Origin of the sequence: Chlorogloeopsis sp. ULAP01 (genome assembly GCF_030381805.1) — a bacterium.
GTDB lineage: Bacteria > Cyanobacteriota > Cyanobacteriia > Cyanobacteriales > Nostocaceae > Chlorogloeopsis.
The window spans coordinates 116,904-138,544 of the sequence record NZ_JAUDRH010000018.1; the positions used below are offsets into that span (position 1 = coordinate 116,904).

Here is a 21,641-nt window from a genome sequence, read left to right on the forward strand (position 1 = left end):
TGAAATATTCGTGCATTCGACGGTAAAGGTATTAACTGCTGGGCAATTGGCGAAGATGCCCACACTAGTGATCAGAAATTGCAAGACCGCATTGATTCGGAATCACTGTATCAATTGTTAGAAGAGGAAATAGTACCCCTCTACTACACTCAAGATGAAAAAGGCATTCCCCACGGTTGGGTGCAGATGATGAAGGCATCAATTAAGACAAATACACCCCTATTTAACACCGACAGAATGATTGCCGATTACGTTTCTCAGGTGTATGTACCAGAAATTTCTCTGGCAGTGCCACCAATTTTAGCGAAAGTTTCTGTGTAAGGGTTGGATAAAATTTATGCATCAAGGGTGGGTGTTTTGCCTACCCTTTTTTGTGTGCATACTAATCCCTTTCCTAAACTCTTAAACTCAGTCCTTCAGTTAATCGTAAACCTGTACCATAAATTAAGCTCATCCCCCGACTGAAGTCTGGGGGATGAAAGCGGGCCGAAGTGAATTGGGAATTGGGCATTGGCCAATGCATGAATGCCCCTTGCCCCAAGACGACGGACAACGATTCTGAGCGCCCCTTAAAGGAACGGGCTTCCCCGTCGTCTTTTGGTGATTTAATCCCTCTTTAATCACTATGGGGAAAGAAAAATAGAGGTAGGTTAGGTTGTAGCTTGCTTCCCCGTAGGGGTACAAAGTGAAACCCAACAGAATCGGGGTTTTTAGCGTTGGGTTGAGACAGTGGATGAAGGCGATCGGACAGGAGGAATAATTAAGAGATATAAAGGTGATGGATGCGAGAACCAGCTAACACGGCGTTGCAACGGGCGGTAGGGGGCGATCGGTTATAATTCAAGAACATACCGCCGTTGAACTTTGTTGTTAGACGGGCATGACCGGGACCATTACCCGCCCAATGATCTGCTTGGTCCCTAGTAAACTCAACTAGAAGGAGGGTGCCGTGAAATCCATACCTCATGTTATGTTCGCAGCAGTTGTGTCCCTACTTGTTGGTATGCCTTCAGGTTGGGCTCAGCACAAAATGATCGCGCCTGACGATCTGAAATGGACCGATATTTCGTCTTTGCCACCAGGTGCGAAGATAGCCGTCATCGAGGGACCACTGAACGAGGCTGTTCCCTTGACGTTCCGATTGAAGTTCCCTGCAAATTATCAGATTCCCGCGCATTGGCATCCGGCCGTGGAGCGAGTGACGGTGATTTCCGGTACCTTCTATATGGGCGTGGGCGACAAACTGGACATGAAGAAATCGATGGCCCTGAGTCCGGGAAGCATGATGATTATGCAGCCAAAGACGAACCATTTTGCCTGGACCAAAGGAGAGGTCGTAGTGCAGCTCAATGGAAACGGCCCATGGGCCGTTACGTACGTCAATCCCGCGGATGACCCCAGAAAGAAATGAGGCAGCCCGCCTAACCACGTCTTGCACCGGGCGCTCGACCAGCGCCGATGAAGGCGCGCGTTAGATGGAGAACCGATAAATCTTCATGTGATTTGTAGTCGAAGCTTGATTTCACAATTCTGTAGCAGAAACTGTATTGGGGCTTCTTTACTCTGGTCTTACTGCTGCGGGCTTTACTGGAGTTAAGTACAATAACACTGCAAACCATTTCTTGGGACTGTGTATCGCTAGACCAGCACAAAGTGTTTGTTGCCATTAGTCCCAGAACTGAAGACCATATAGTTGTAACAGTTGAGGCACGAGTAGATTAGAGTGCAGGGTATTCTGCCTTCTAGAAAGTCTTTATTTATCTTCTCAGTCATCGTCAAAACGTCCAGCTTGCTAGAGTTGTTACTTTCAATCAGAAATCCCCAACCCTATCCCACCTTAACACATTCGTTTCATCAAGGCTCCTTCCCTCCAACAATTGTCAATCATGATGAGAATAGGATTACCCAAAGAGGTGAGAACGATTATTGGGCGAGGTGGTACCGGAACTTCATTTCATCGCTGATGAAGTTTTTGAGCGAACCGCAGTGGATGTTGCTATGTTGGCTCATGGTCTGGATGCTGAAATAATTCGCAACTCTGGTTCTGGCACTCTGCCAGATGAACAAAACTAGAAAGCTTTGGATAAAATTAAGAAACTATAAGACATTGCAGTGTTTTCTGCTATTGAGACATGACTGAATTGCTTCAACAGGCGATCGCTCAAATCCAACAACTCCCGCCAGATCAGCAAGATGCGATCGCATCTCGGTTGTTGGCACAGTTGCAAGATGAGCAAAAATGGGAAGCTCGTTTTGCTACTACGACAGATAATCAATGGGATCGGATGGCTGCAATGGTACGTCAGGAAATAGCCAAAGATGAAACGGTTCCACTTGATCAGGTCTTCCCAACACAAACATTCTGCACTTAAAGATGAGCGATCGCTTATTGATTCGGCTGGGGTAGAGGCGATTGCACACTCATAATAGATTTTTTATAGAAGGGGTAGAATAGAAAAATCTGAAAATAGTTGAATATCAAAATCTGTATTTCTAAACTTGTTTACTAACCGTTGATCTTGGGTAAGTAAAGGTGCATTCTTCTGCTGTGAAAGAGCAACATAGCAAGCATCATAGGCAGAAATTCCATGAGTCACGCTAATGGTAAGTGCTTCCAACATAAGGTCATCTGTGGGAGTTGTAGTGAGGCGGAGTAATTTGAGATCCGCTAAATTCGCCTGTGCTTCTGTAACATCATACAATCCAGCACGAATATATTTCCAGGCAATGTTTGTGCATTCGATATAAAACAAATCTGGGATATAAAGTCGAGCGTCAGGATTACTTAAATGGGCAAAAAGCAGATCAACTTTGGGTGTCAGTGGATCGATAATAAATTTCTTAATGCCAACACTGGCATCGACAACGCATTTGAGGGAAACACTCATCTGGCTCGATCTTCTTGAAGCAGAATGAGGCTGTCAGGCAAATTGTGTTGAGCCGGAGAAAACGTTCGTCGTTGCTCAATGCGTTGGAGAATTTCCGTCTGAGTTGGCTGTACTTGTTCTAGCTCTGGATGGTTTGCCTCCAGTGTTTTTAAGTCTTGCTGGAATTCCTTAACACTGTAATGAATGGGAATTTTACGACTGGCTAAAACGCGCTGAAATTCTAGTTGATTGATGCCTGCAAATTGGCTGGCTGTACCCAACGTAATTTTCTCCTGCTCAAACAGCATAATTGCAATTTCTAGCTTCAATTCGTCCTCACTCATCTTTGTTGCTCGGACGATATCGTCAGGAATGACAATACTCATAACGGCAGCACCTAGAATTATATTTGCTATGGTTTCAGCATAAGCGATCGCTTATTGATTCGGTCGGAGTAGAGGCGATCGCATTGGTAAGTTATTAGACTATGCAATGGGAATATGGCACGATCAGCAATACAAGCAAAGACGAGTGCTATGAAAATTTGGCAAGCTGATTTTTATCGTCGCCCGCAACAGGATGCATCTGAGCAAGTTTTGTGGGATTTGTTGATTTGCGATCGCGATCGGAGTTTTCAGTATGAAGCTAGCTGCCCCCAGCATGAGGTGAATTCTAACTGGGTTGCTTCTCAGCTGCAACTAGCAGCAACTGTTGAAGGGCTACCAGATGTAATTCAAGTATTTCGCCCTCAATCTTTGGGTTTATTTGAACAAGCTGGACGTAGCCTGGGTATTAATGTTGAGCCTACTCGTCGTACTTTTGCCCTCAAGCAGTGGTTGCAGGCAAAAGACTATCCAGCTGTTGTAGATAAACCACCTCCTGCGCCATTACCGGAAAATCTCTGGGGAGAAGAGTGGCGTTTTGCAGCAATGACGGCAGGTAACTTAGTGGAGGCGTTCGCAGAGCTTCCTATTCCCATTTTGGTGATGCCAGAGTTTCTGTTGCCGATTAATTTGGGTTTGGCATCAACAGTGGCAGTTCCCGGTGTAGTAATTTATGGGGGACGACAATCGATGCGCTTGGCGCGGTGGTTGCAACAAGCACGCCCTGTGGCTTTAAATTATGTTGCAGGTGCGCCCGATGGGTTAGTGTTGGAAGCTGGTTTAGTAGATAGATGGATTCTTGCTACCTTTGAAGATGCAGAAGTAGCAGCAGCAGCTAAGTTTTATGAACAACGCAAGCAGCAAAGCCGTGGATTACATTTTTTACTCGTGCAGCCAGATGATTCGGGTTTAACTTACAGTGGTTTTTGGTTATTGCAGGCGGAGTGATATCAATGTTGCCGGAATTCAAAGAAATAGTATAACAAATGGTATTACTCTTATTTTCGTTTTTTATCCATGTATCCCTTGTAACTAAAACCACTGCCGAAACCACCCCCAAATATGATGATTATTTTTAAAATTTCCTGATATACAACTACATCCTTATTGACCAAAAAGTAAGTTAAAAATCCAAAAAAATACTAAAAATATAATAATTGTAATTAGAGTATATAATCTAGCTGATTGTGTATCAGCAAAAGCTCTTTCATCATCTTTTTCTACAATATCCAGTATTCGGGAAATATGCTGTTCGTTGATTTTGTCTTGAATAGGTGAAATTAACGATGAAGAAGAGACACGCTGCATAGAGAGTGTTGCTTGTACAACTCTCCTTAGCGGTGGAGGCAAATCTTCATAGATCGTCAAGAAGTTTTTCTAAATCTCCCCCTTCCTCTTCTTGTTGTTTTCGCTGTTTATCCGAGCTTTGTGTAGATTCATTTTCTAGCTCAGACATTCTATCTACTCCTTATTAAACGTGACATATCTAGCGAATAGATAGCCGTTTCTATGTCTTCAATATCTTCTGTGGAATCAGAAAACTTAGAATATAAAAACTGCATGAGCTTCCGTTCTAAAGTCCCTTTTATTTTAGTCTCTACTTCGTTTTCGATAAAAATCGAACACGCATAACGAACTAGAGTTTCAAAAGTTCTATCACTAATTTCTCCGTTGTTATGCAAATAGGAGAAATAAGATAAAACCCCCTTAAATTTTTCTACATTTAATTCTAGTTAAAATATGTGGATTTGAAACATCATCTTTGATTTGAGGAAATTTACTCTTTTCTTTTGTTTTTTCTTGCAAAACCATATTAATTTACCTCAACTATATATCAGAACGTTGAGAAGCTATCCCCTTAAAATACTCAACTAATAAACCAAATTTCATTAATAAATAATCTATATCAATAATTAACGTCACAAAACTTCAACAAAATAGTGCTATATGTCAATATATTATCGTTTCGCACAGCTTTTGTAAATTTGCCGTAATCATAAATAAAATTCAAAAAATGTTATATATCAAACAGTAGCTGATTGTGATTACCCAGAAAAATTAACCTACGAGCTTCCAACACCTCACCACATCCACAAAGTCTATAAAACACTACGGCTAAAGCTTTCTCCTTTGATGTTTAGCCGAACCTAGCACAAGATAGCGAGCAGGCGATCGCCCTTGTGCATGAATGGAGCGATCGCAAACGCAAACTCTTTAAACCCGAACACATTCGCAAAGCGATGTCACGTCTGCAAGAGCAAAACTGGCTAATTTCCCAAGCAAAGCCAAGTCAAAAATAATCTAAAAAATGCTAGGAATAGACAAAACTACCTAACAAATTACACATGAATGAAATTGACTTAGCCTTTGCCCCAGCTCTGGAACAGGCACAGTTAATTCGTCGCCGGGAAGTGTCACCACTGGAGTTGGTGCAGATATATTTAAAACGGATTCAAAACTTAAATCCCCAACTGGGAAGTTATTTTACGGTAATGGCAGAGCAAGCTCTAGCTGATGCCCAAGCCAAAACAGAAATGTTGACTGCTAGTAAGGAATTACCTCCGTTTTTTGGCGTACCAATTTCGATTAAAGACCTCAATCCAGTTGCGGGTGTACCTTGTACCTTTGGTAATCCAGCATTACTCAACAATATTCTCGACTTTGATGATGGTGTAGTAACGCGGATTAAACAAGCTGGATTTATTCTTCTAGGTAAAACAGCTACCTCAGAAATTGGTTCATTTCCTTACACAGAACCTACGGGTTTTCCCCCAGCCAGAAATCCCTGGAATTTAGAATACACTCCCGGTGGTTCTAGTGGAGGTGCAGCAGCAGCAGTGGCAGCAGGATTATGTGCGATCGCTCAAGGTTCGGATGGAGGTGGCTCAATTCGCGGTCCGGCGGCGTGCTGTGGTTTGGTAGGAATTAAGCCAGCACGGGGAAGGGTAACCCATGCACCCGTGGGCGATCGCCTCAGTGGCATCGCTACCAACGGGCCGATTGCCCGTACAGTTGCCGATGCGGCTGCACTTTTAGATGTGATGTCCGGTTATGTGACTGGCGATCCTTACTGGTTGCCCGATCCTGAACCATCGTTTTTGACGGCAAGTAAGGAAAGAATTGGCAAATTGCGAGTAGCTTATGCTACTAATATTGCTCCCATCGGCGAAGCTGATGCTAACTGCAAGCAAGGTGTGTTGCAAACAGTGAAGTTATTAGAAGAACTTGGTCATACAGTAGAAGAAAAATGCCCAGACTTTAGCGGTTTAGTAGAACCGTTTCAATTCGTATGGCAAACAAGTGTGGCTGCATCTGGTATTCCAGCCGAAGCTTTGCAACCTGTGAACCGTTTCCTATTGGCAAAAACTGGTTCTGCCGGTGAATATCTCCAAGCAGTGTATCAAATGCAAATGGTATCAAGATTAATCGTAGCGTTTTTTAACACCGTAGATTTACTAGTACTGCCAGTTTACCTTCATTCCCCGATCCGGGTAGGCGAATGGGCAAATCTCACTCCTGAAGAAACATTCCAAAATATCATTAATTGGGTAGCTCCTTGTCCACCGTTTAATGCCACCGGACAACCAGCGATCGCTCTTCCTGTCGGCTTCGATGAGCAAGGTGTACCAATTAGCGTCCAGCTCGTTGGTAAACCCGCACAAGAAGCGACTTTGATTAGTCTAGCAGCCCAACTGGAAGCAGCTAAACCTTGGATTCAGCATCGCCCTGCATTTGCCACAAATTACAGCAGAATTCAGGAGTCAGTCGTCAGAAGTCAGGAGTAAAACAGGCTTCATCTCTGACTTTGAGTTCTAGGTTCTGTACCTCACTTAATTGCAAACTGCTGTAAGTAATAGGGTATGGGAATAGATGAGTCTAATTTTCCTGTACCCTGTCACCTGTACCCTGTTCCCTACAAATGTATGCAGGCAACCCTTGAGCAACTTTCACAAATTATCGTGTTTGCGGATTTAGAACCCACAGACAGAATGAGATTGCAGCCTCACACACACATACAAAGCTACAGCCAAGGAGAGATTATTTTACATGAGGGCGATCGCCTACCAGCTAAGTTATTTACTGTCGCTAGTGGTGCCATTCAAGTTAGTAAAACAGCAACTACGGGCAAAGAAACGATTCTCCGCACCCTCTTTGCTGGGGAAATGTTTGCTGCACCCGCACTCTTAGGAAATGGTATTTGTCCTGCCACAGTCACGGCTGAGACTGAGTGCAAGATTCTGACAGTCGAAAGAGATGCTTTACTCCAAGCCATACAGCACAATCCTGATGTTGCCTTGCGAATGCTGATGGTTTTAAATTCTCGGATTCAACATTTGCATGAAACAGTTCACGGATTAGTTTCTGAACGAGCGATCGTCCGGTTGGCAAGGTTAATTCAATATTTTGCTGTTGAATATGGTAGTGAATTAAACCAACAAGGAAAGACTTTAAAAGTCAAATTGCCATATTATCGCATCGCCCGCAGTATTGGTATTACGTATGAAGAATGCGTGCGTTTAATTAAAAGTATAAAAACAACAGTTGCCTACAGTCGAGGTGGCAAAATTACAATACTTGATGCCCAAAAATTGGAAGAAATTGCTTCTGGAAATACTATAGACTGTAACACCACATAACTCTACAATCTTCTTTTTTGTATATGTTATGATGAGCCGTTTTGTAATTTAGCTACCATTTCTGCTCGTGCCGAAACTCCTAACTTCCGAAACATTCGTTTTAATGCTTGCTTCACTGAATTTTGGGTAATAAAAAGCTTTTCTCCTATTTCTGTATTGGTTAACCCCTGCGCCACCAACTTCGCAATTTCTAACTCTCGTGGAGTGAGACGACTAACCAACGGCGAATTGAATGTTTTTGGTTTCGCCCTCAAGGTGGCGAGTTTAGCTGATAAATGCAGGCATAAAGCACTCAGATCCGCTAAATCATTAGCATCAAAGGCAGGAGTACCGTTAGCACGAGCAAGATTGAGTGTTCCCACAACACGGCCATCACATATAATAGGCCCACTCATCACGTGGGCATGATCGTGGCGCGGGCAAATTTCTTTCCAGTCTCCTGGAGCTAAGATTAATTGTTCATGGGCGGGAGCATGACGCTCTACAACATAGCGTCCGACTGGATTGCCCTCTAAACAAACTTCAGGGATGGTTTGCACTTCAACGTCTATCGGCGACGATTCATCCAGCAAATACAAACCCCCACGTTCTACAACAAAATACTCGCCAACTGTGTCCATCACAGCAAGGCGTAGTTCTTGCTCATTGTGGGCATTGGCGATCGCATTAAACAGGGCATGAAGAGAACGAGCCATATAGTGTACTCATAAGTGTACCCAGTTGGGGACTAGGCGGGACTTGACAACTACTTCTATGCTAACTAATAGCACTAAAGGTAAAAAGCTAACATAACTGGCGAATATAGGAGAAAAAAATGACTGCTACACAAATTTCTGCCCAAGAGTTCTTCCGGGCTGCTTATGAGAACCGTTACACCTGGGATCGCAATTTTCCTGGCTATACCGCAGATATCACATACAAGTTAGATGAGCAGGTATTCACAGGCAAAATCCGCATTAATGCCAACCTCAAAGCCGAAGTTTTTGAAATAGAAGATGAGCAAGCAAAGCAGGCGATTCACAATCAAGCATGGGAAATAGCTATTCACCGCATTCGTCGCAGCTTTGAAGAAACTCATGGTGCGAATACGTTTAGCTATGGTAGTACTGATGAGACAGGCGCAGTTGACATTATCTTAGGCGGTAAGTCTGAAGGGGACAAATACAAAGTCCGCAACAACGTAGTTAGTCTCGTCCACCGTCATATTCACGGTGTTGTCGTCACCATTAATACCTTTAGTACTCATGATACTGAAGAAGGCTACCTCCCTTACACCTACGACTCTGTATATCACGATCCCAAAACAGGTGAGCAAAAAGGTGGCAGGAGTGAATTTGTGGATGAATACGAAAAGGTTGGTGACTACTTTATTTTAAATCGGCGGGAAATTAGCACTGAGACAGGAGACAAACCCTCAATTCAGGAATTTACTTTTTCTAATATTAAGTTGTTGGAATCAGATGCTTAAATTGTTGAATTAGGTTGGATATATTTAAGTAAGGGTGGCGTGTGAGTGCATTTAGGCACACGTCACTTTTTTTACTTTGAAAATTATTTTATTCATGAATATCATTAATGGCGATCGCTAACAAATATATACTAAAGAAATCAGGAGAGAGTATGAACTCTGGTTTTAACCAGAGGTACATATTTCTCTCCTTTGGTTATCAGGCTAACGCTCTTACTGTATATATTTCATACTTTTTACAGGTACTCATATACATATGGGAATAGTAAATATACGGAATTATTCTTAAAGTACCAAGAAGACAATTAAGTTGAAGGTAGTCTCGATGATACAAATTTAATCACCAAGAATGTAAAGTGGAATTTTTACTGTTTCCTGTTCCCTGTTCCCTGCCATATCTAGAATAGTGAGATTTGCAAGGTGTACCCCAGCCCACTTGCCCAGAGGGTATATCACTAAAAACACTGCTGCGCGCACCAATCACAGCATTTGCTCCTATTTTCACTCCTGGTGCTATGAAGCAATCTGCCGCAATCCATGCTCCATTGCCAATGTAAATGCTCGCTGTTGTCAAACCGAAGCTTGGATCGTGGATATCGTGACTACCAGTACACAAATAACTTTTTTGCGAAACTACACAGTGTTCTCCAATATGGATGTAGTCAAGGCTATATAAAACTACATCGTCTCCGATCCAACTGTAATCACCGATTGTGATTTTCCAGGGATACGTGAAGCGAGCAGTGGGTCGAATTAGTACACCTTTACCAATGCGAGCACCAAACAGACGCAACAAAGCACAACGCAGATTATTAAACGGGTGAAAAGTCAGAGGAAAAGCGATCGCTTGTACAAACCACCACAATAAAACATACCAGCCTGGACGACCTCGGTCAAACCAAGATTGATCATATTTGCGTAAATCTATAAATGAGTCATTAGTCATTAGTCATTAATTAATAGTTAATAAGGGTTTAGTAGGGGCTAATTTTTCAATGATATCTCTATTGAAACAACCATTTATCTACTAAACCTGCCCTTACACTAGTTGGTATTAAGTATTTGTTAATAGCTATTAGCTATTAACAAACTCTCCCTTTCTTAAATTACTGTCTGATTAACTACCTGAGGAAGAGATGATGTTGTCATTGGAGTTGATTTTGAGTTGAGCTTACCGCCACAGTGATGTAATTCATAAAATTTGACACCTATTTGATATTCATATTGGCTTAAAAGTCGTGCATAAATATAACCTGCTCTACCATCTAAAAAACCACGTTGGATAATGTAAAACAACACAAACCGTAAAAATGGTTTAAATGGCAACCGCACCCAAATTTTTTTCAAAAAACGCTTACGTTGCACTGCATCACCAAATAAACTCGCACCAATAGTATCTTTATCACCTTGATTTGTAAGCAAATTCAGATAAACACGAGCTTCCCAGTTAGAATAACGATTATGCCTTGCCAACCAGTGATAAAGGTCACGAAAATCTTCATGAATCATGTCATTCTTGAGATACCCTACCTTTCCCTCTAAAACAACGTGTTCGTGAACTTCGTTATCACCTGTGTTAGGAATATCTTCAGTATTAAGGTTTTCGTAACGACCTTTTTTGTATTTAAATAAACGCAAATTCCAATCAGGATATTTACCACCGTGACGAATCCATTTACCTAAGAAAAATACGCGGCGGTTAAGGTAGTAACCATCATACTCTGAATTTTGAATTGCTTGGGCTATTTCTTCCCATAACTCAGAGGTAATACGTTCATCACAATCAACTATTAAAATCCATTCATTCTGAAAAGGTAGATTGTCTAATGACCAATTTTTCTTTTTAGGCCAGTGTCCATTAAAGTTAAATTGTACAACTTTTGCACCGTAACTCTGGGAAATTTCGACGCTGTTGTCAGAACTTTGTGAATCTACTACAAATATTTCATCAGCCCTTTCGAGACTAGCTAAACAGGCTGGTAAATTTACTTCTTCGTTTTTTGCTGGAATTAGTACAGAAACTGGTATTTTAGATAGTGACATAATATAAATATTGAAGATTATTTTGTAATTTTTAAACCCTGAATAGCAGCATTTAAATATCCAATTTGACCGTAGGCATATACAAGCTTGTCAAATCGCTCGGCTGGATCGGAAATATGTTTTAAAGCCTTATAGATACCACGTAAAAAACGTTCGCTACCGCGTCGTAATTGCTCCGTAATTGCTATACCTGCTATTTGTTCCCGATAGCACTCACTAATTCCTTGCCACCAACCTCGGTTTAAAAACCAAGAACGGTTGAGACGTTCAGGAGCAACATGATGAAACACATGAGCATCAGGAAGATAAGCAACTTGCCAACCTTGTTGCAGGGCGATTTCGGTCATTTGTAGTTCTTCGTTCGATAATAATTTTGTGCCTACTCGCCCAAGATGGGGATCAAAACCACCAATTTCTTTGAGAAAGCTGCGTTTTATGGAGTAGTTTAAACCTCTGGGGGTTAAACCTGGTTGATCAATGCATACTAAACTATCGCCTAAATCGTATGCACCTAAATTAGCTGCTAAACCGCTAGATAGCCATTGTGGTGGTTGCATCCCATCAGACCAGAGTAAGCTAACTTTACCACCAGCGATCGCTAGTTTGGGGTTATTTTGATAGGCACAATACAATACTTGCAACCAGTGCCGACAAGCTACAGCATCATCATCCAGATATGCTAAAATTTCACTGCTTGTAACTTTGGCACCTGTATTGCGAGCTACAGATAGACCAACAGTGGGTTCAAAAACATACTTCAGACGAGAATCGCTAGCCCTTTGTTCTACGACACAACGAGTGCGATCGCTCGATCCATTATCCACCACTATCACATCAAAGTCACCAACAAAATCCTGTGATAGGAGGCTATCTATGGCTGCACCTAAATAAGTGTCTCGATTGTGAGTACAGATAATGGCAGAGATTTGCGTATCTGGCATAGGGTATAAGTAATTAAGGTGTTCAGATTCCTGACTTCTACCCTTCGGGAAGCCACCCTCCGGGTGTCTATAAGAAGTCGGGGATCTGCTAGCCAACAAAATTAATGTGATAAATCACTAGCGACAAAATCCAACTTTCACTAGCTTTGGTGCTAATCTATACCAAGTTATCCTGACTTACCAACCGAGTTTTTTCGGAAATAATCTCTATTAATTAATATCTATTTAATAAGGGTGTAGGGTATAAAGAATAAATGTTTGTTTTTCCATCAATCTTCTTGAGGGAGTTTAAACTCTTGGGTGTGGAGAAAATGATTCTCACTACACCCCACACAATAAACCCAGTAATTCTACTGACTTTGAATGTGACTGTGTAATACCACAAGACTTTCAGCTAGTTGTGCAAGACGAGTTTCTAGGTACTGCTTGCGTCCCAATAGTTGGCGCAATTTCTGATAACGAGCAATAGCCATACTAACACTGGCTACTTGCTCAGGTGGACAAGGACGCGACCAAACAGTACCAGAGGCATCTAATCCACACAAACGATAACCCGCACGGGACGATTGACAAGATGCTTTTGCTTGTTGAGCGCAAATTTCTTCTACGTAGTCCATAAGTTGGTCAACTTCTGCATGGCGTAGTGTCGCAGTTCCTACTGATTCATCAGCAGTTTCAGATTCTAACCAACCATTGACAATTGGCCCTTCTAAATAAACATCTTGTATTTGCCGTACAATTACTTGTAGTTCTGCCTGCCAATTGGTAACAATTTCCTGTATTTCTTGCAACAAGTTCATTGCTAGACCTGGATTGGCTGCATTTCTATGGCTCGTTAAGCTAGGAGTTTTAATTTTAGGTAGGCTTGGTGTTTTGCAACCGTTATCTTCGACTGAAAAAGTTTGTACAGAGGTTTTGTGGTACTGGCTATGCTCTTCTTCTTCTAGTTTTTGAGGAGTCTGATTCTGGGATTGTGTATCGCTTGTGGCTTGTTCCGATGCTCCAACACTGATTCTAAAAGACAAAGACCGCTTGCTTGTATCTCCCGATTCGACAGCATGATCGCGATTGCCTAAATCATGTAGGGTTGCTTCAATACGTTTTAAGCCTGCTTTCATAAATGTATCTCTAGCCTAGATCGTGATTTGTGGTGTTTAATGATGCTGAATTAGGTTTTAGGATTTTTGACTTTACCCAATCATTGCATAAATGATGCTGAGTATTAATTGTATCTATATAAAAGTTATTCAGTGTCAAAAATCCCACCATTGAAAGAAAAAATCTTAGTCATTAATTGCAACCCCGGTTAATTAAAGATACTAAGGAAATAGCTTTGAGAAAAGTAACTCTGGTAACAGGCCCAGCACGATCTGGTAAAAGTGAATGGGCGGAAACTGTGGCAATGCAGTCACAAAAAGCTGTGATTTACGTAGCAACAGCAACTCAAAATTCTGCTGATCGCGAGTGGCAACAGCGCATCCAAAAACACCAGCAACGTCGTCCTCAAGATTGGATCACATTGGAAGTACCTGTAGAATTATCTACTACCCTTACCGAAGCCAAACCAAACACTTGTATTTTGATTGATTCTTTAGGGACTTGGGTAGCTAATCTACTCTCCCAGGAAGAAGAAAGCTGGGAAAAGACCGTGCAAGATTTGTTAGAGACGATTGAGTTAGTCGCAGTTGAGATGATTTTTGTAGCCGAAGAAACAGGATGGGGTGTAGTGCCAGCTTATCCTATAGGTCGAACTTTCCGCGATCGCCTGAGCAATTTAGTACGTCGCTTAGGTGCAATTTCTGAAGCTGTTTATCTAGTGACTGGCGGTTACGTGCTTAATCTCAGCACTCTTGGTACTCCTTTACCAGCATCGGGAAAAGAGGACAAGGGGATAAGGGAATAAGGAGACAACCAACTACTAACCACTGTAAGGGCGGGTTTTAACAACAATCTCTCTAGATGACGAAATATCTAAATAAACCCGCCCCTACAAATGACCAATGATTTATTCTTAATTCTTTATTCCAAATTCCCAGTTCTAAATCCTAAATATAAAATTTAAAATAGTTAACATGGCATCCCAAAAAGAAGTTAAACAATATCTAGCTTACTGGTTTCAATTAGGTAAAAAGGTTGTCATCGGTAACGGTGCAGAAACTTTACTGCCGAAATCGGTAATAGAGGGCGATGGTTACAGTAATGAATTTGAAGAGTGTTGGCAAAAAATTGTCTCCCTGGAAAGTGGCGACTGTTACTTAGAGGGAACGCACGAAACTATTGCCGAACTTTTAAGTCCTAATTGGGAAATGGTAAGCTGTGCGCGTTGCACAATGCCAGTACCAGTAAGAAATGTGGGTATGCCACCTGAACTATGTCCCTGCAATGACTTATCAGGCTGGCCGAATACAGATTTACCATTACCACGAATACCTATTAATACTCAAGTACAATTGCAGATCATCCGTAATCGGCTTTTGCAAAATTCCAAATCCGACGAGAATTGAATTGTGCGATCAAAACGGTGTCTGTACTTTTAGGTGAAGGACTTGTCCAGATTGGGGATGGTTGCAGCAAAATTCCCGTGCGTGTAAATGCAATCGACTTGCATCTGCACGACAGCCATACAGGCGATCGCCCAAAATCGGTACGCCAAGTCCTTTGGGATCGGCAGCGTGAACCCGAAGCTGATGGGTGCGCCCGGTTAAAGGTATAAATTCTATGCGAGTGTAGTTTGATGTTGCTATTACTTGGAAGTGAGTCAAGCTAGGTTTACCGCGCTGCCAATCCACTTTTTGATAAGGGCGCTGCTGAGGATCTCCCCACAACGGTAGTTCGATGACACCTTTTTCTATCGCTACAGAGCCAGCAAGTATGGCTTCGTAAACTTTGTGAACTTGACGCTGCTGAAACTGCTGAGTGAGTTGACGATAGGTTTGTAAATCGCGAGCTAAAAGCAGGATGCCAGATGTTTCTTGATCCAGACGATGCACAGCCATCAGCGCCATTCCATCAGGCACGAGATGACGCAGCCGACTCTCTACGCTATCTTGGCGATCAGGGTAACGCCCTGGAACTGATAGTAGCCCTGGAGGTTTGTTCACAGCAATCAGCCATTCGTCTTCATAAATAATGGGTAGTGTTTGTGCGATCGCAGCTTCTACACTCAAATCACGTTGAGGCAATCCTGAGAGCAGAAACCCCATCAACGGTTGACAGCGCTCTGCACAAGCTTCATAAAACTCTCCTTGGACTTTATCCTGATTCCTAGAGGACATTCCCCACCAAAATTCTGCCATTGCCAGTGGTTTTAGCCGATGTATTGCCGCATAGTGGAGTAGCTTGGGAGCACAACAATCTCCCGTGCCAGTAGGCATGGAACCTCCTGGGATCAATTGCTGCAACGATGCTGATTGCCCTAAAAAATTAATTAGGCTATAGGCAGCGTGCATTTGAGTTTGTAGTTGGCGTGACAGTGCTTGACGCTGTTGTTTCAATTCTCGAATTCGGGCATCTGCGTTTGCAATTATTTGCTTGAGGGGCTGCAATATCCCATCCCGTTGACGTTTGAATTGCCGTCGCTCTATTCCCTGCCAACGACTTTCGGCATCGAGTTGTTCTAGGGCAACAGTGAGTGCTGTTTCCGTCAGTGTTTTACACAGTATCTGACGTTTTTCTTGGCGTTGCTGTTTGCAATTGAGATGGCGATCGCTAATTTGTTGCCATTGCTGTTCAAACTCACGAGACAGTATTTCGTACTGCTTTCGTTGGGGGAGTTGCCTGAGGATAATAAGTTCCTGTTTGATAGCTTCTAATTGTACCAAAGTGCGGGCTTCGTCTAAAGCAACTTCGTCTTTTCCGGAAATTGGCGGCACCCAGCCCTCAACCATGCTGCTACCATTCAAAAGTCCGGAAAATGCTTTGAGTACTCTTTGTTCGCCAGAAGGCAGTTCAACTAGCAATACTCCATACATCTTGCCCTCAGAATTATAACGCTCATCGGTGGCAAGGTATCGCATTAAACCATAGGCTACTGCTTCTGCTAAAGGGGTACGGGCTAGTTTTAGTAGTTCGCCTGTTTGAGGACAATACCCTTGATAGTAATAACTAGGAGATAGGTTATTGATTGCAGATTCTATAAAATCTGAAAGTTTGTGCAGAATCACCATTTGCGTAAAGTTATAGTTAAGCGATCGCCTTTACCAAAGCTATTGCTGTTCACTAGTTTCAAAATTTTGTTGCATTGCTGCACCAATAGCTTGAGCATTTAGATCTGCACTTTGTAGTAACGCGTGTGCAACATTGTATTGATCGTTTTGGCTACGGTTTTGGCTAAGTTTATATTTCCCTTCTAATCGCGTCACAGTCATTTCAAAACCAACAATACCGTTCATCATGCCTTCGCGGAAGTTGTCAGATAAGCTGTGCCACTGTGATTTGTAATCTGAGCCATAGGTATCAATCATTGTGTCTATCATTTTGTCCATCAGTTCCCTAGAGTCGCTGAGAGTAATAATTTGAGGCACACCATAGGCGTGAACGGCAATATAGTTCCAGGTTGGCACACTCTCACGCTTTTCATACAAAGATGGTGAAATATAAGCATGGGGCCCAGTGAAAATAGCAAGTGATTCAATCTCTCCAAACACCTGCCAGTGAGGATTTGCTTTGGCAAGATGACCTGTTAGCTTAACAATATTATTTTGTACTGTGACGACGAGTGGAATATGGGAGGCAATAGGAAGACGATTGTGGACAGACACTAATGTGGCAAAACTATTGGCACGCATGAAGGCGACTAGCTTTTCAGTGTCTTCTTCTCGAAAGGCATTGGGAATGTACATGAGACTTGAACATTTTTATCAATCAGTTTTTTTCAACTTATATTCAGTTTCCGTCAAAAGATAGCGATCGCTTGTTGTCAGAAAAACTTAACATTAATTTAAGCAGTGCTATCAATTCCACAGGTTCATGAGTTACTATATCGCTCCTCGCTTTCTGGACAAATTAGCAGTTTTTATTACCAAAAACTTCCTTAACCTGCCTGGTGTACGAGTACCTTTGATTTTGGGTATTCATGGACGTAAAGGTGAAGGCAAATCCTTTCAATGTGAGTTAGTCTTCGAGAGAATGGGTGTGGAAGTTACTCTCATTTCTGGCGGAGAATTAGAAAGTCCGGATGCAGGAGATCCAGCACGCCTGATTCGTCTGCGCTATCGGGAAACAGCAGAATTAATCAAAGTACGCGGCAAAATGTGCGTGTTAATGATTAATGATTTAGATGCGGGTGCGGGGCGCTTTGATGAAGGTACGCAGTACACGGTGAATACTCAGTTAGTGAATGCCACACTGATGAATATTGCCGATAATCCTACCGATGTACAACTTCCCGGCAGTTACGATGCCACGCCTTTACATCGCGTGCCAATTATTGTGACAGGAAATGATTTTTCTACCCTATACGCGCCTTTGATTCGTGATGGGCGGATGGAAAAATTTTACTGGGAACCAGATAGAAATGACAAGATCGGGATTGTAGGTGGAATTTTTAGTGAAGATGGGCTTTCGCACCGAGAAGTAGAGCAGTTAGTGGATACGTTCCCACATCAGTCAATTGACTTTTTTAGCGCTTTGCGATCGCGAATTTATGACGAACAAATCCGCGAGTTCATCTATCAAATCGGAGTTGAGCGCATATCTCAACGGGTAGTAAACAGTTTAGAAGGACCACCACAATTCAACAAGCCTAATTTCAGTCTTTCTCACTTGTTAGAGATGGCTAACTTAATGGTTGGCGAACAAAAACGAGTGGAAGATTACCGCTTAGTGTCTGAGTACAACCGGAATATGCGGCAAAGTTATCAACCTGCTGCTACGTCGCAACCTGTAACACCTGCTACTGGTTACTCAGGCAATGGCTCAAACCAACCAAGCACAACAAACGGCTTCCAAAAACAAGAAAAATCTCACACTAAGTTGAGTTCGGAGACGGTAGAACAAGTACGTAATATTTTGTCTCAAGGTCATAAAATTGGCGTAGAACACGTAGATGAGCGACGTTTCCGCACTGGTTCTTGGCAAAGTTGTGCCTTAGGTCAGATTCAAAATGAGTCGGATGCCATATCAACTGTAGAATCGTGTTTGGCCGAATATAGTGGCGAGTATGTGCGGTTAGTAGGTATCGATCCCAAAGCGAAACGACGAGTTCTGGAAACGATTATCCAACGTCCTAACGAAAAAGTCGTCAGTTGGTAAAAGCTACCCCTTTTTCTGCCAGGATAAAAGTCGTTAGCAGCAAAATCAAAACGCATGAATGGCAAGTTAATTGTATTTGAAGGGGTAGAAGGTTGTGGGAAAACAACTCAAATTCAGCTTTGTGGTGAGTGGCTGCAAAGTCTTGGTATCCCTGTGCTAATTACTCGCGAACCTGGGGGAACAGAGTTGGGCTTGCATCTGCGCCGCTTGTTACTTCAAAAGGCAGAAGGAGAATCGTCAGAACCATCTGCCTTTCCTATTACAGACAGAGCAGAATTATTGTTATATGCTGCCGATCGCTCGCAACACGTCGAAGAACTTAAACCAATTCTCGCAGCCGGGAAAATTATATTATGCGATCGCTATACAGACTCTACCGTAGCTTATCAAGGTTATGGCCGCGGTTTAGACATGAATTTAATTGTTCAGCTCAACACCATTGCTACCAATGGGCTAGAAAGCGATTTAACTTTCTGGCTAGATGTTGATGTCGAGGCGGGGCTAGCTCGCAAACATAAAGCTTCTGCCATTGCCGATGGCGATGATGCGAGCGGGGATAGCGCCAGCAGCGATGCTGATGCCGTCACCACACCTAACAACAGAGGCGATCGCATTGAACAAGAAAATATTGCCTTTCATCGTCGTGTTCAAAAAGGGTATACAGAATTAGCTGCATCCTACCCAGAGCGAACAGTAAGGGTAGATGCTAGTGTCAGTGTAGATGCAATCCGACAGGCGATTCAGAAAATTTTGCTCTTAAAACTGGATGAGTGGGGATATAAGCAAGTCAAAAGGTAAAAACAGCGTTATATATTTTGCTTGATCCGGCGCAGGCGATCTGAGAAACTCTGCATTACTTGTAGCGCAAACATAGGAGTTTCTTGAACGGCAAAAAGAAAACGATCTTTGTTCATAGATGCAATTATGCAGTTAGTTTTAGCGATCGCCGTGGATGCCCTATTTCGAGTTGGATGAACTAAAGCTCCTTCACCAAAAACATCACCAGCTTTGATAATTTCGACCACTTTACCATCAACACGCAATTCTACTTCTCCCATTAAGATGCCATACATCAACTCTCCTTCCTGCCCTTGTTCAAAAATAACTTGGCCGGGAGAAAATCTCAATTCTGGTTGGTTTTGAAAGATTCTGACCGTTTCTGCTGGTACTAACATACTCATGTAACTCCTATGTGTTAGTTCTAACTTTAAGATTGCTTGTGCTAGTACACAAGCGTTGAGTTAAATTCTTATACATTTAATTATGACTGACCAGTTTGCACAACTTATAGGACAACAACAAGCAGTAGAGTTACTGACTCAAGCTGTTAAACAAAACAGAGTTGCACCAGCTTACTTATTTTTAGGAACTAATGGTATAGGACGAGGTTTGGCGGCACGGTGTTTTATAGAATTTCTATTTACTGATGGTTTATCTGAAGATCTTACTGATATTCGCACCAAACTGCAAAAAGGCAACCATCCAGATGTGCTATGGATAAAGCCAACATATCAGTATCAAGGACAACGCCTAACAGCAACCGAAGCAGCAGAGAAAGGACTTAAGCGTAAAGCACCACCTGTGATTCGTCTAGAGCAAATTCGCGAAATTACTGAATTTCTTAGCCGCCCACCTTTGGAAGCACCAAGGCAAATAGTAGTTTTGGAACAGGCAGAAACAATGGCAGAAGCTGCTGCCAATGCCTTGCTGAAAACTCTAGAAGAACCAGGGCAGGCAACATTAATTTTAATAGCTCCTTCCCCAGAGTCTATTTTGCCGACACTGGTGTCACGCTGTCAACGCGTTCCCTTTTATCGCTTAGATTCAGTTGCAATAGTTGAGGTACTCACAAGTATCGGGCATCAGGAAATTTTGCAACACCGGGCTGTATTAAGTATTGCGGCTGGTAGCCCTGGAGAAGCGATCGCTGCCTATGAGCAACTGCAAACTATTTCCCCAGAACTACTGCAAGCCGTAACCAAAATACCAAAAAACTATATCCAAGCCTTGGAATTAGCTAAAGAAATCGACAAAGCTTTAGACACTGAAGCACAACTGTGGTTAATTGATTATCTTCAGCTGTCTTACTGGCAGCAATGGCAGCAACCAAGTATTGTCAAGCAGCTAGAACAAGCTCGTAAATCTCTGCTTTGTTATGCCCAGCCACGCCTCGTTTGGGAATGTACATTTTTGCAGTTATGTCAATAAAAATAAAAGTGGGAGTTAGCATACCATTCGCTTTGAACTCCCACTCTGACATTTACTACTGAAGTGAACAGGAATCTGTAAAGACACTGCCATTTATTTAGGGGGCTAACGTGTGGGATAACGACAATGTCATTACACACTAATTCCTGGCGCAGTAAATGTCAAACTCATTATTATTTGTTAATTTCAATTATCAATTTTTATATCATGTATAGATAATATTCCTACTTCTTGAAATTTATTTTTAGAGAGAGTGTATCACAAGTCTTTTATTGTGATACACCCTGATAACAACACCCTTGAAGTCGTTTATCTTTATTCAATTTAACTGAGGATATCAGAACTGGGTTGCCATTTTGGCAAGATTCTTATTCAGTCAAGAAATGAGGAAGGAGTTAAAACACAGAATGCAATCCTCATAGTTATTATAGCTACAGGCAGTGAAATATCAGAATAGAAATTTTGCATTTTTTCGCTTATTAAAATTGAGAAAATAAACTTATTGTTCATCTTCAAGTCATGGGCATTGCCCAAAATTATTCTCATAGGGCATAATTACTCTAAAATTTATTTGTTCAATTTCAAAACTTAATTATATTATTCTGCAATCAGAATGAGAATTATATCTTCAATACTATAAACTGGATAAAAATAAATATTTTTAAGGCTAATTAGAAGAGTTCAGCCACTAATTTATTGTCCTGCATGAATGTGTAATGACTCTGGCAGCAAGAGAGAATAGTTAAGCCTTTATATTTCTTCATTTAACTATACGGGAAAACTCACACCCAGTCAGTGTCTTTGCTTATGACGAAATAAGTACACAGAGAGACGCCAATAGA

The 21,641-nt window shown here is 42.1% G+C and carries 24 protein-coding genes and 1 pseudogene; 13 read left to right on the forward strand and 12 right to left on the reverse strand.

Translation table 11 applies throughout. The annotated features are described in order from the left end of the window. Positions 1-18 precede the first annotated feature (18 nt). A pseudogene (locus QUB80_RS29880) lies at positions 19-321 on the forward strand (alpha-glucan family phosphorylase); the annotation flags it as partial. Between the two features lie 439 nt (positions 322-760). Here the strand turns inward: QUB80_RS29880 and QUB80_RS29885 are convergent. Beyond that, complete coding sequence (locus tag QUB80_RS29885; protein ID WP_289793092.1) at positions 761-967, reverse strand: hypothetical protein; 207 nt, start codon at positions 965-967, stop codon at positions 761-763. Between the two features lie 3 nt (positions 968-970). Here QUB80_RS29885 and QUB80_RS29890 point away from each other — a divergent pair, with 3 nt between their 5' ends. From QUB80_RS29890 to QUB80_RS29900, 3 genes are all read left to right on the forward strand, one after another. Beyond that, positions 971-1,411 (forward strand): cupin domain-containing protein, encoded by a 441-nt coding sequence (locus QUB80_RS29890; protein WP_289793093.1) that lies wholly within the window; start codon positions 971-973, stop codon positions 1,409-1,411. A 515-nt stretch (positions 1,412-1,926) separates the two neighbouring features. Continuing rightward, positions 1,927-2,073, forward strand: coding sequence for a hypothetical protein (locus QUB80_RS29895; RefSeq protein ID WP_289793094.1), 147 nt, complete (start codon positions 1,927-1,929; stop codon positions 2,071-2,073). Positions 2,074-2,132: 59 nt separating this feature from the next. Further along, positions 2,133-2,372 (forward strand): hypothetical protein, encoded by a 240-nt coding sequence (locus QUB80_RS29900; RefSeq protein WP_289793095.1) that lies wholly within the window; start codon positions 2,133-2,135, stop codon positions 2,370-2,372. Positions 2,373-2,435: 63 nt separating this feature from the next. On the opposite strand, the gene QUB80_RS29905 is transcribed toward QUB80_RS29900, so the two are convergent. Together QUB80_RS29905 and QUB80_RS34990 are read right to left on the reverse strand one after the other, a co-directional pair. Then, positions 2,436-2,888, reverse strand: coding sequence for a type II toxin-antitoxin system VapC family toxin (locus QUB80_RS29905; RefSeq protein WP_289793096.1), 453 nt, complete (start codon positions 2,886-2,888; stop codon positions 2,436-2,438). Then, positions 2,885-3,253 carry a UPF0175 family protein gene (locus QUB80_RS34990; RefSeq protein WP_336622362.1) on the reverse strand — a complete coding sequence of 123 codons (369 nt, stop codon included), beginning with the start codon at positions 3,251-3,253 and terminating at the stop codon, positions 2,885-2,887. The genes QUB80_RS29905 and QUB80_RS34990 overlap by 4 nt, the downstream gene beginning before the upstream one ends. Positions 3,254-3,403: 150 nt before the next feature. Between QUB80_RS34990 and QUB80_RS29915 the strand changes: the two genes are divergently transcribed. Further along, on the forward strand, positions 3,404-4,198 hold the full coding sequence (locus QUB80_RS29915) for a Tab2/Atab2 family RNA-binding protein (RefSeq protein ID WP_289793097.1): 795 nt from the start codon (positions 3,404-3,406) through the stop codon (positions 4,196-4,198). Positions 4,199-4,354: 156 nt separating this feature from the next. Here the strand turns inward: QUB80_RS29915 and QUB80_RS29920 are convergent, their stop codons facing one another. After that, entirely contained in the window at positions 4,355-4,618 is a 264-nt protein-coding gene (locus tag QUB80_RS29920) for a hypothetical protein (protein ID WP_289793098.1), read from the reverse strand. A 977-nt stretch (positions 4,619-5,595) separates the two neighbouring features. Between QUB80_RS29920 and QUB80_RS29925 the strand changes: the two genes are divergently transcribed. Then, positions 5,596-7,035 carry an amidase gene (locus QUB80_RS29925; protein WP_289793099.1) on the forward strand — a complete coding sequence of 480 codons (1,440 nt, stop codon included), beginning with the start codon at positions 5,596-5,598 and terminating at the stop codon, positions 7,033-7,035. 138 nt (positions 7,036-7,173) lie between these two features. Beyond that, positions 7,174-7,887, forward strand: coding sequence for a Crp/Fnr family transcriptional regulator (locus QUB80_RS29930; RefSeq protein ID WP_289793176.1), 714 nt, complete (start codon positions 7,174-7,176; stop codon positions 7,885-7,887). Positions 7,888-7,913: 26 nt separating this feature from the next. Here QUB80_RS29930 and QUB80_RS29935 read toward each other — a convergent pair whose 3' ends face one another. Next, on the reverse strand, positions 7,914-8,582 hold the full coding sequence (locus QUB80_RS29935) for a helix-turn-helix transcriptional regulator (RefSeq protein WP_289793100.1): 669 nt from the start codon (positions 8,580-8,582) through the stop codon (positions 7,914-7,916). 119 nt (positions 8,583-8,701) lie between these two features. Between QUB80_RS29935 and QUB80_RS29940 the strand changes: the two genes are divergently transcribed. Further along, positions 8,702-9,355, forward strand: coding sequence for a DUF3386 domain-containing protein (locus QUB80_RS29940; protein WP_289793101.1), 654 nt, complete (start codon positions 8,702-8,704; stop codon positions 9,353-9,355). Between the two features lie 340 nt (positions 9,356-9,695). On the opposite strand, the gene hpsU is transcribed toward QUB80_RS29940, so the two are convergent. The 4 genes from hpsU to QUB80_RS29960 form a co-directional block, all read right to left on the reverse strand. Next, entirely contained in the window at positions 9,696-10,301 is a 606-nt protein-coding gene (hpsU, locus tag QUB80_RS29945) for a hormogonium polysaccharide biosynthesis acetyltransferase HpsU (RefSeq protein ID WP_289793102.1), read from the reverse strand. Positions 10,302-10,456: 155 nt separating this feature from the next. Continuing rightward, positions 10,457-11,398 carry a glycosyltransferase family 2 protein gene (locus QUB80_RS29950; protein WP_289793103.1) on the reverse strand — a complete coding sequence of 314 codons (942 nt, stop codon included), beginning with the start codon at positions 11,396-11,398 and terminating at the stop codon, positions 10,457-10,459. A gap of 17 nt (positions 11,399-11,415) precedes the next feature. Next, positions 11,416-12,339, reverse strand: a complete 924-nt coding sequence (locus tag QUB80_RS29955; RefSeq protein WP_289793104.1) for a glycosyltransferase family 2 protein — start codon at positions 12,337-12,339, stop codon at positions 11,416-11,418. Between the two features lie 350 nt (positions 12,340-12,689). Beyond that, complete coding sequence (locus QUB80_RS29960; RefSeq protein WP_289793105.1) at positions 12,690-13,457, reverse strand: hypothetical protein; 768 nt, start codon at positions 13,455-13,457, stop codon at positions 12,690-12,692. 215 nt (positions 13,458-13,672) lie between these two features. On the opposite strand from QUB80_RS29960, the gene cobU reads away from it, so the two are divergent. Together cobU and QUB80_RS29970 are read left to right on the forward strand one after the other, a co-directional pair. Further along, positions 13,673-14,242: a bifunctional adenosylcobinamide kinase/adenosylcobinamide-phosphate guanylyltransferase gene (gene cobU / locus QUB80_RS29965; RefSeq protein ID WP_289793106.1), complete on the forward strand. Its 570-nt coding sequence runs from the start codon at positions 13,673-13,675 to the stop codon at positions 14,240-14,242. Between the two features lie 169 nt (positions 14,243-14,411). Then, complete coding sequence (locus tag QUB80_RS29970; protein ID WP_289793107.1) at positions 14,412-14,843, forward strand: hypothetical protein; 432 nt, start codon at positions 14,412-14,414, stop codon at positions 14,841-14,843. A gap of 9 nt (positions 14,844-14,852) precedes the next feature. On the opposite strand, the gene QUB80_RS29975 is transcribed toward QUB80_RS29970, so the two are convergent. Then, complete coding sequence (locus QUB80_RS29975; RefSeq protein WP_289793108.1) at positions 14,853-16,505, reverse strand: RluA family pseudouridine synthase; 1,653 nt, start codon at positions 16,503-16,505, stop codon at positions 14,853-14,855. A 39-nt stretch (positions 16,506-16,544) separates the two neighbouring features. Beyond that, positions 16,545-17,180, reverse strand: a complete 636-nt coding sequence (locus tag QUB80_RS29980) for an FMN-binding negative transcriptional regulator (RefSeq protein WP_289793109.1) — start codon at positions 17,178-17,180, stop codon at positions 16,545-16,547. A gap of 127 nt (positions 17,181-17,307) precedes the next feature. Here QUB80_RS29980 and QUB80_RS29985 point away from each other — a divergent pair, with 127 nt between their 5' ends. Continuing rightward, positions 17,308-18,591 (forward strand): RuBisCO small subunit-like domain-containing protein, encoded by a 1,284-nt coding sequence (locus tag QUB80_RS29985; RefSeq protein WP_289793110.1) that lies wholly within the window; start codon positions 17,308-17,310, stop codon positions 18,589-18,591. Between the two features lie 54 nt (positions 18,592-18,645). After that, complete coding sequence (gene tmk / locus QUB80_RS29990) at positions 18,646-19,389, forward strand: dTMP kinase (protein WP_289793111.1); 744 nt, start codon at positions 18,646-18,648, stop codon at positions 19,387-19,389. Between the two features lie 8 nt (positions 19,390-19,397). On the opposite strand, the gene QUB80_RS29995 is transcribed toward tmk, so the two are convergent. After that, a complete protein-coding gene (locus QUB80_RS29995) occupies positions 19,398-19,766 on the reverse strand; it encodes a cyclic nucleotide-binding domain-containing protein (protein ID WP_289793177.1) in 369 nt (122 codons plus the stop codon). An 88-nt stretch (positions 19,767-19,854) separates the two neighbouring features. On the opposite strand from QUB80_RS29995, the gene QUB80_RS30000 reads away from it, so the two are divergent. Then, a complete protein-coding gene (locus tag QUB80_RS30000) occupies positions 19,855-20,799 on the forward strand; it encodes a DNA polymerase III subunit delta' (protein WP_289793112.1) in 945 nt (314 codons plus the stop codon). Positions 20,800-21,641 lie beyond the last annotated feature (842 nt).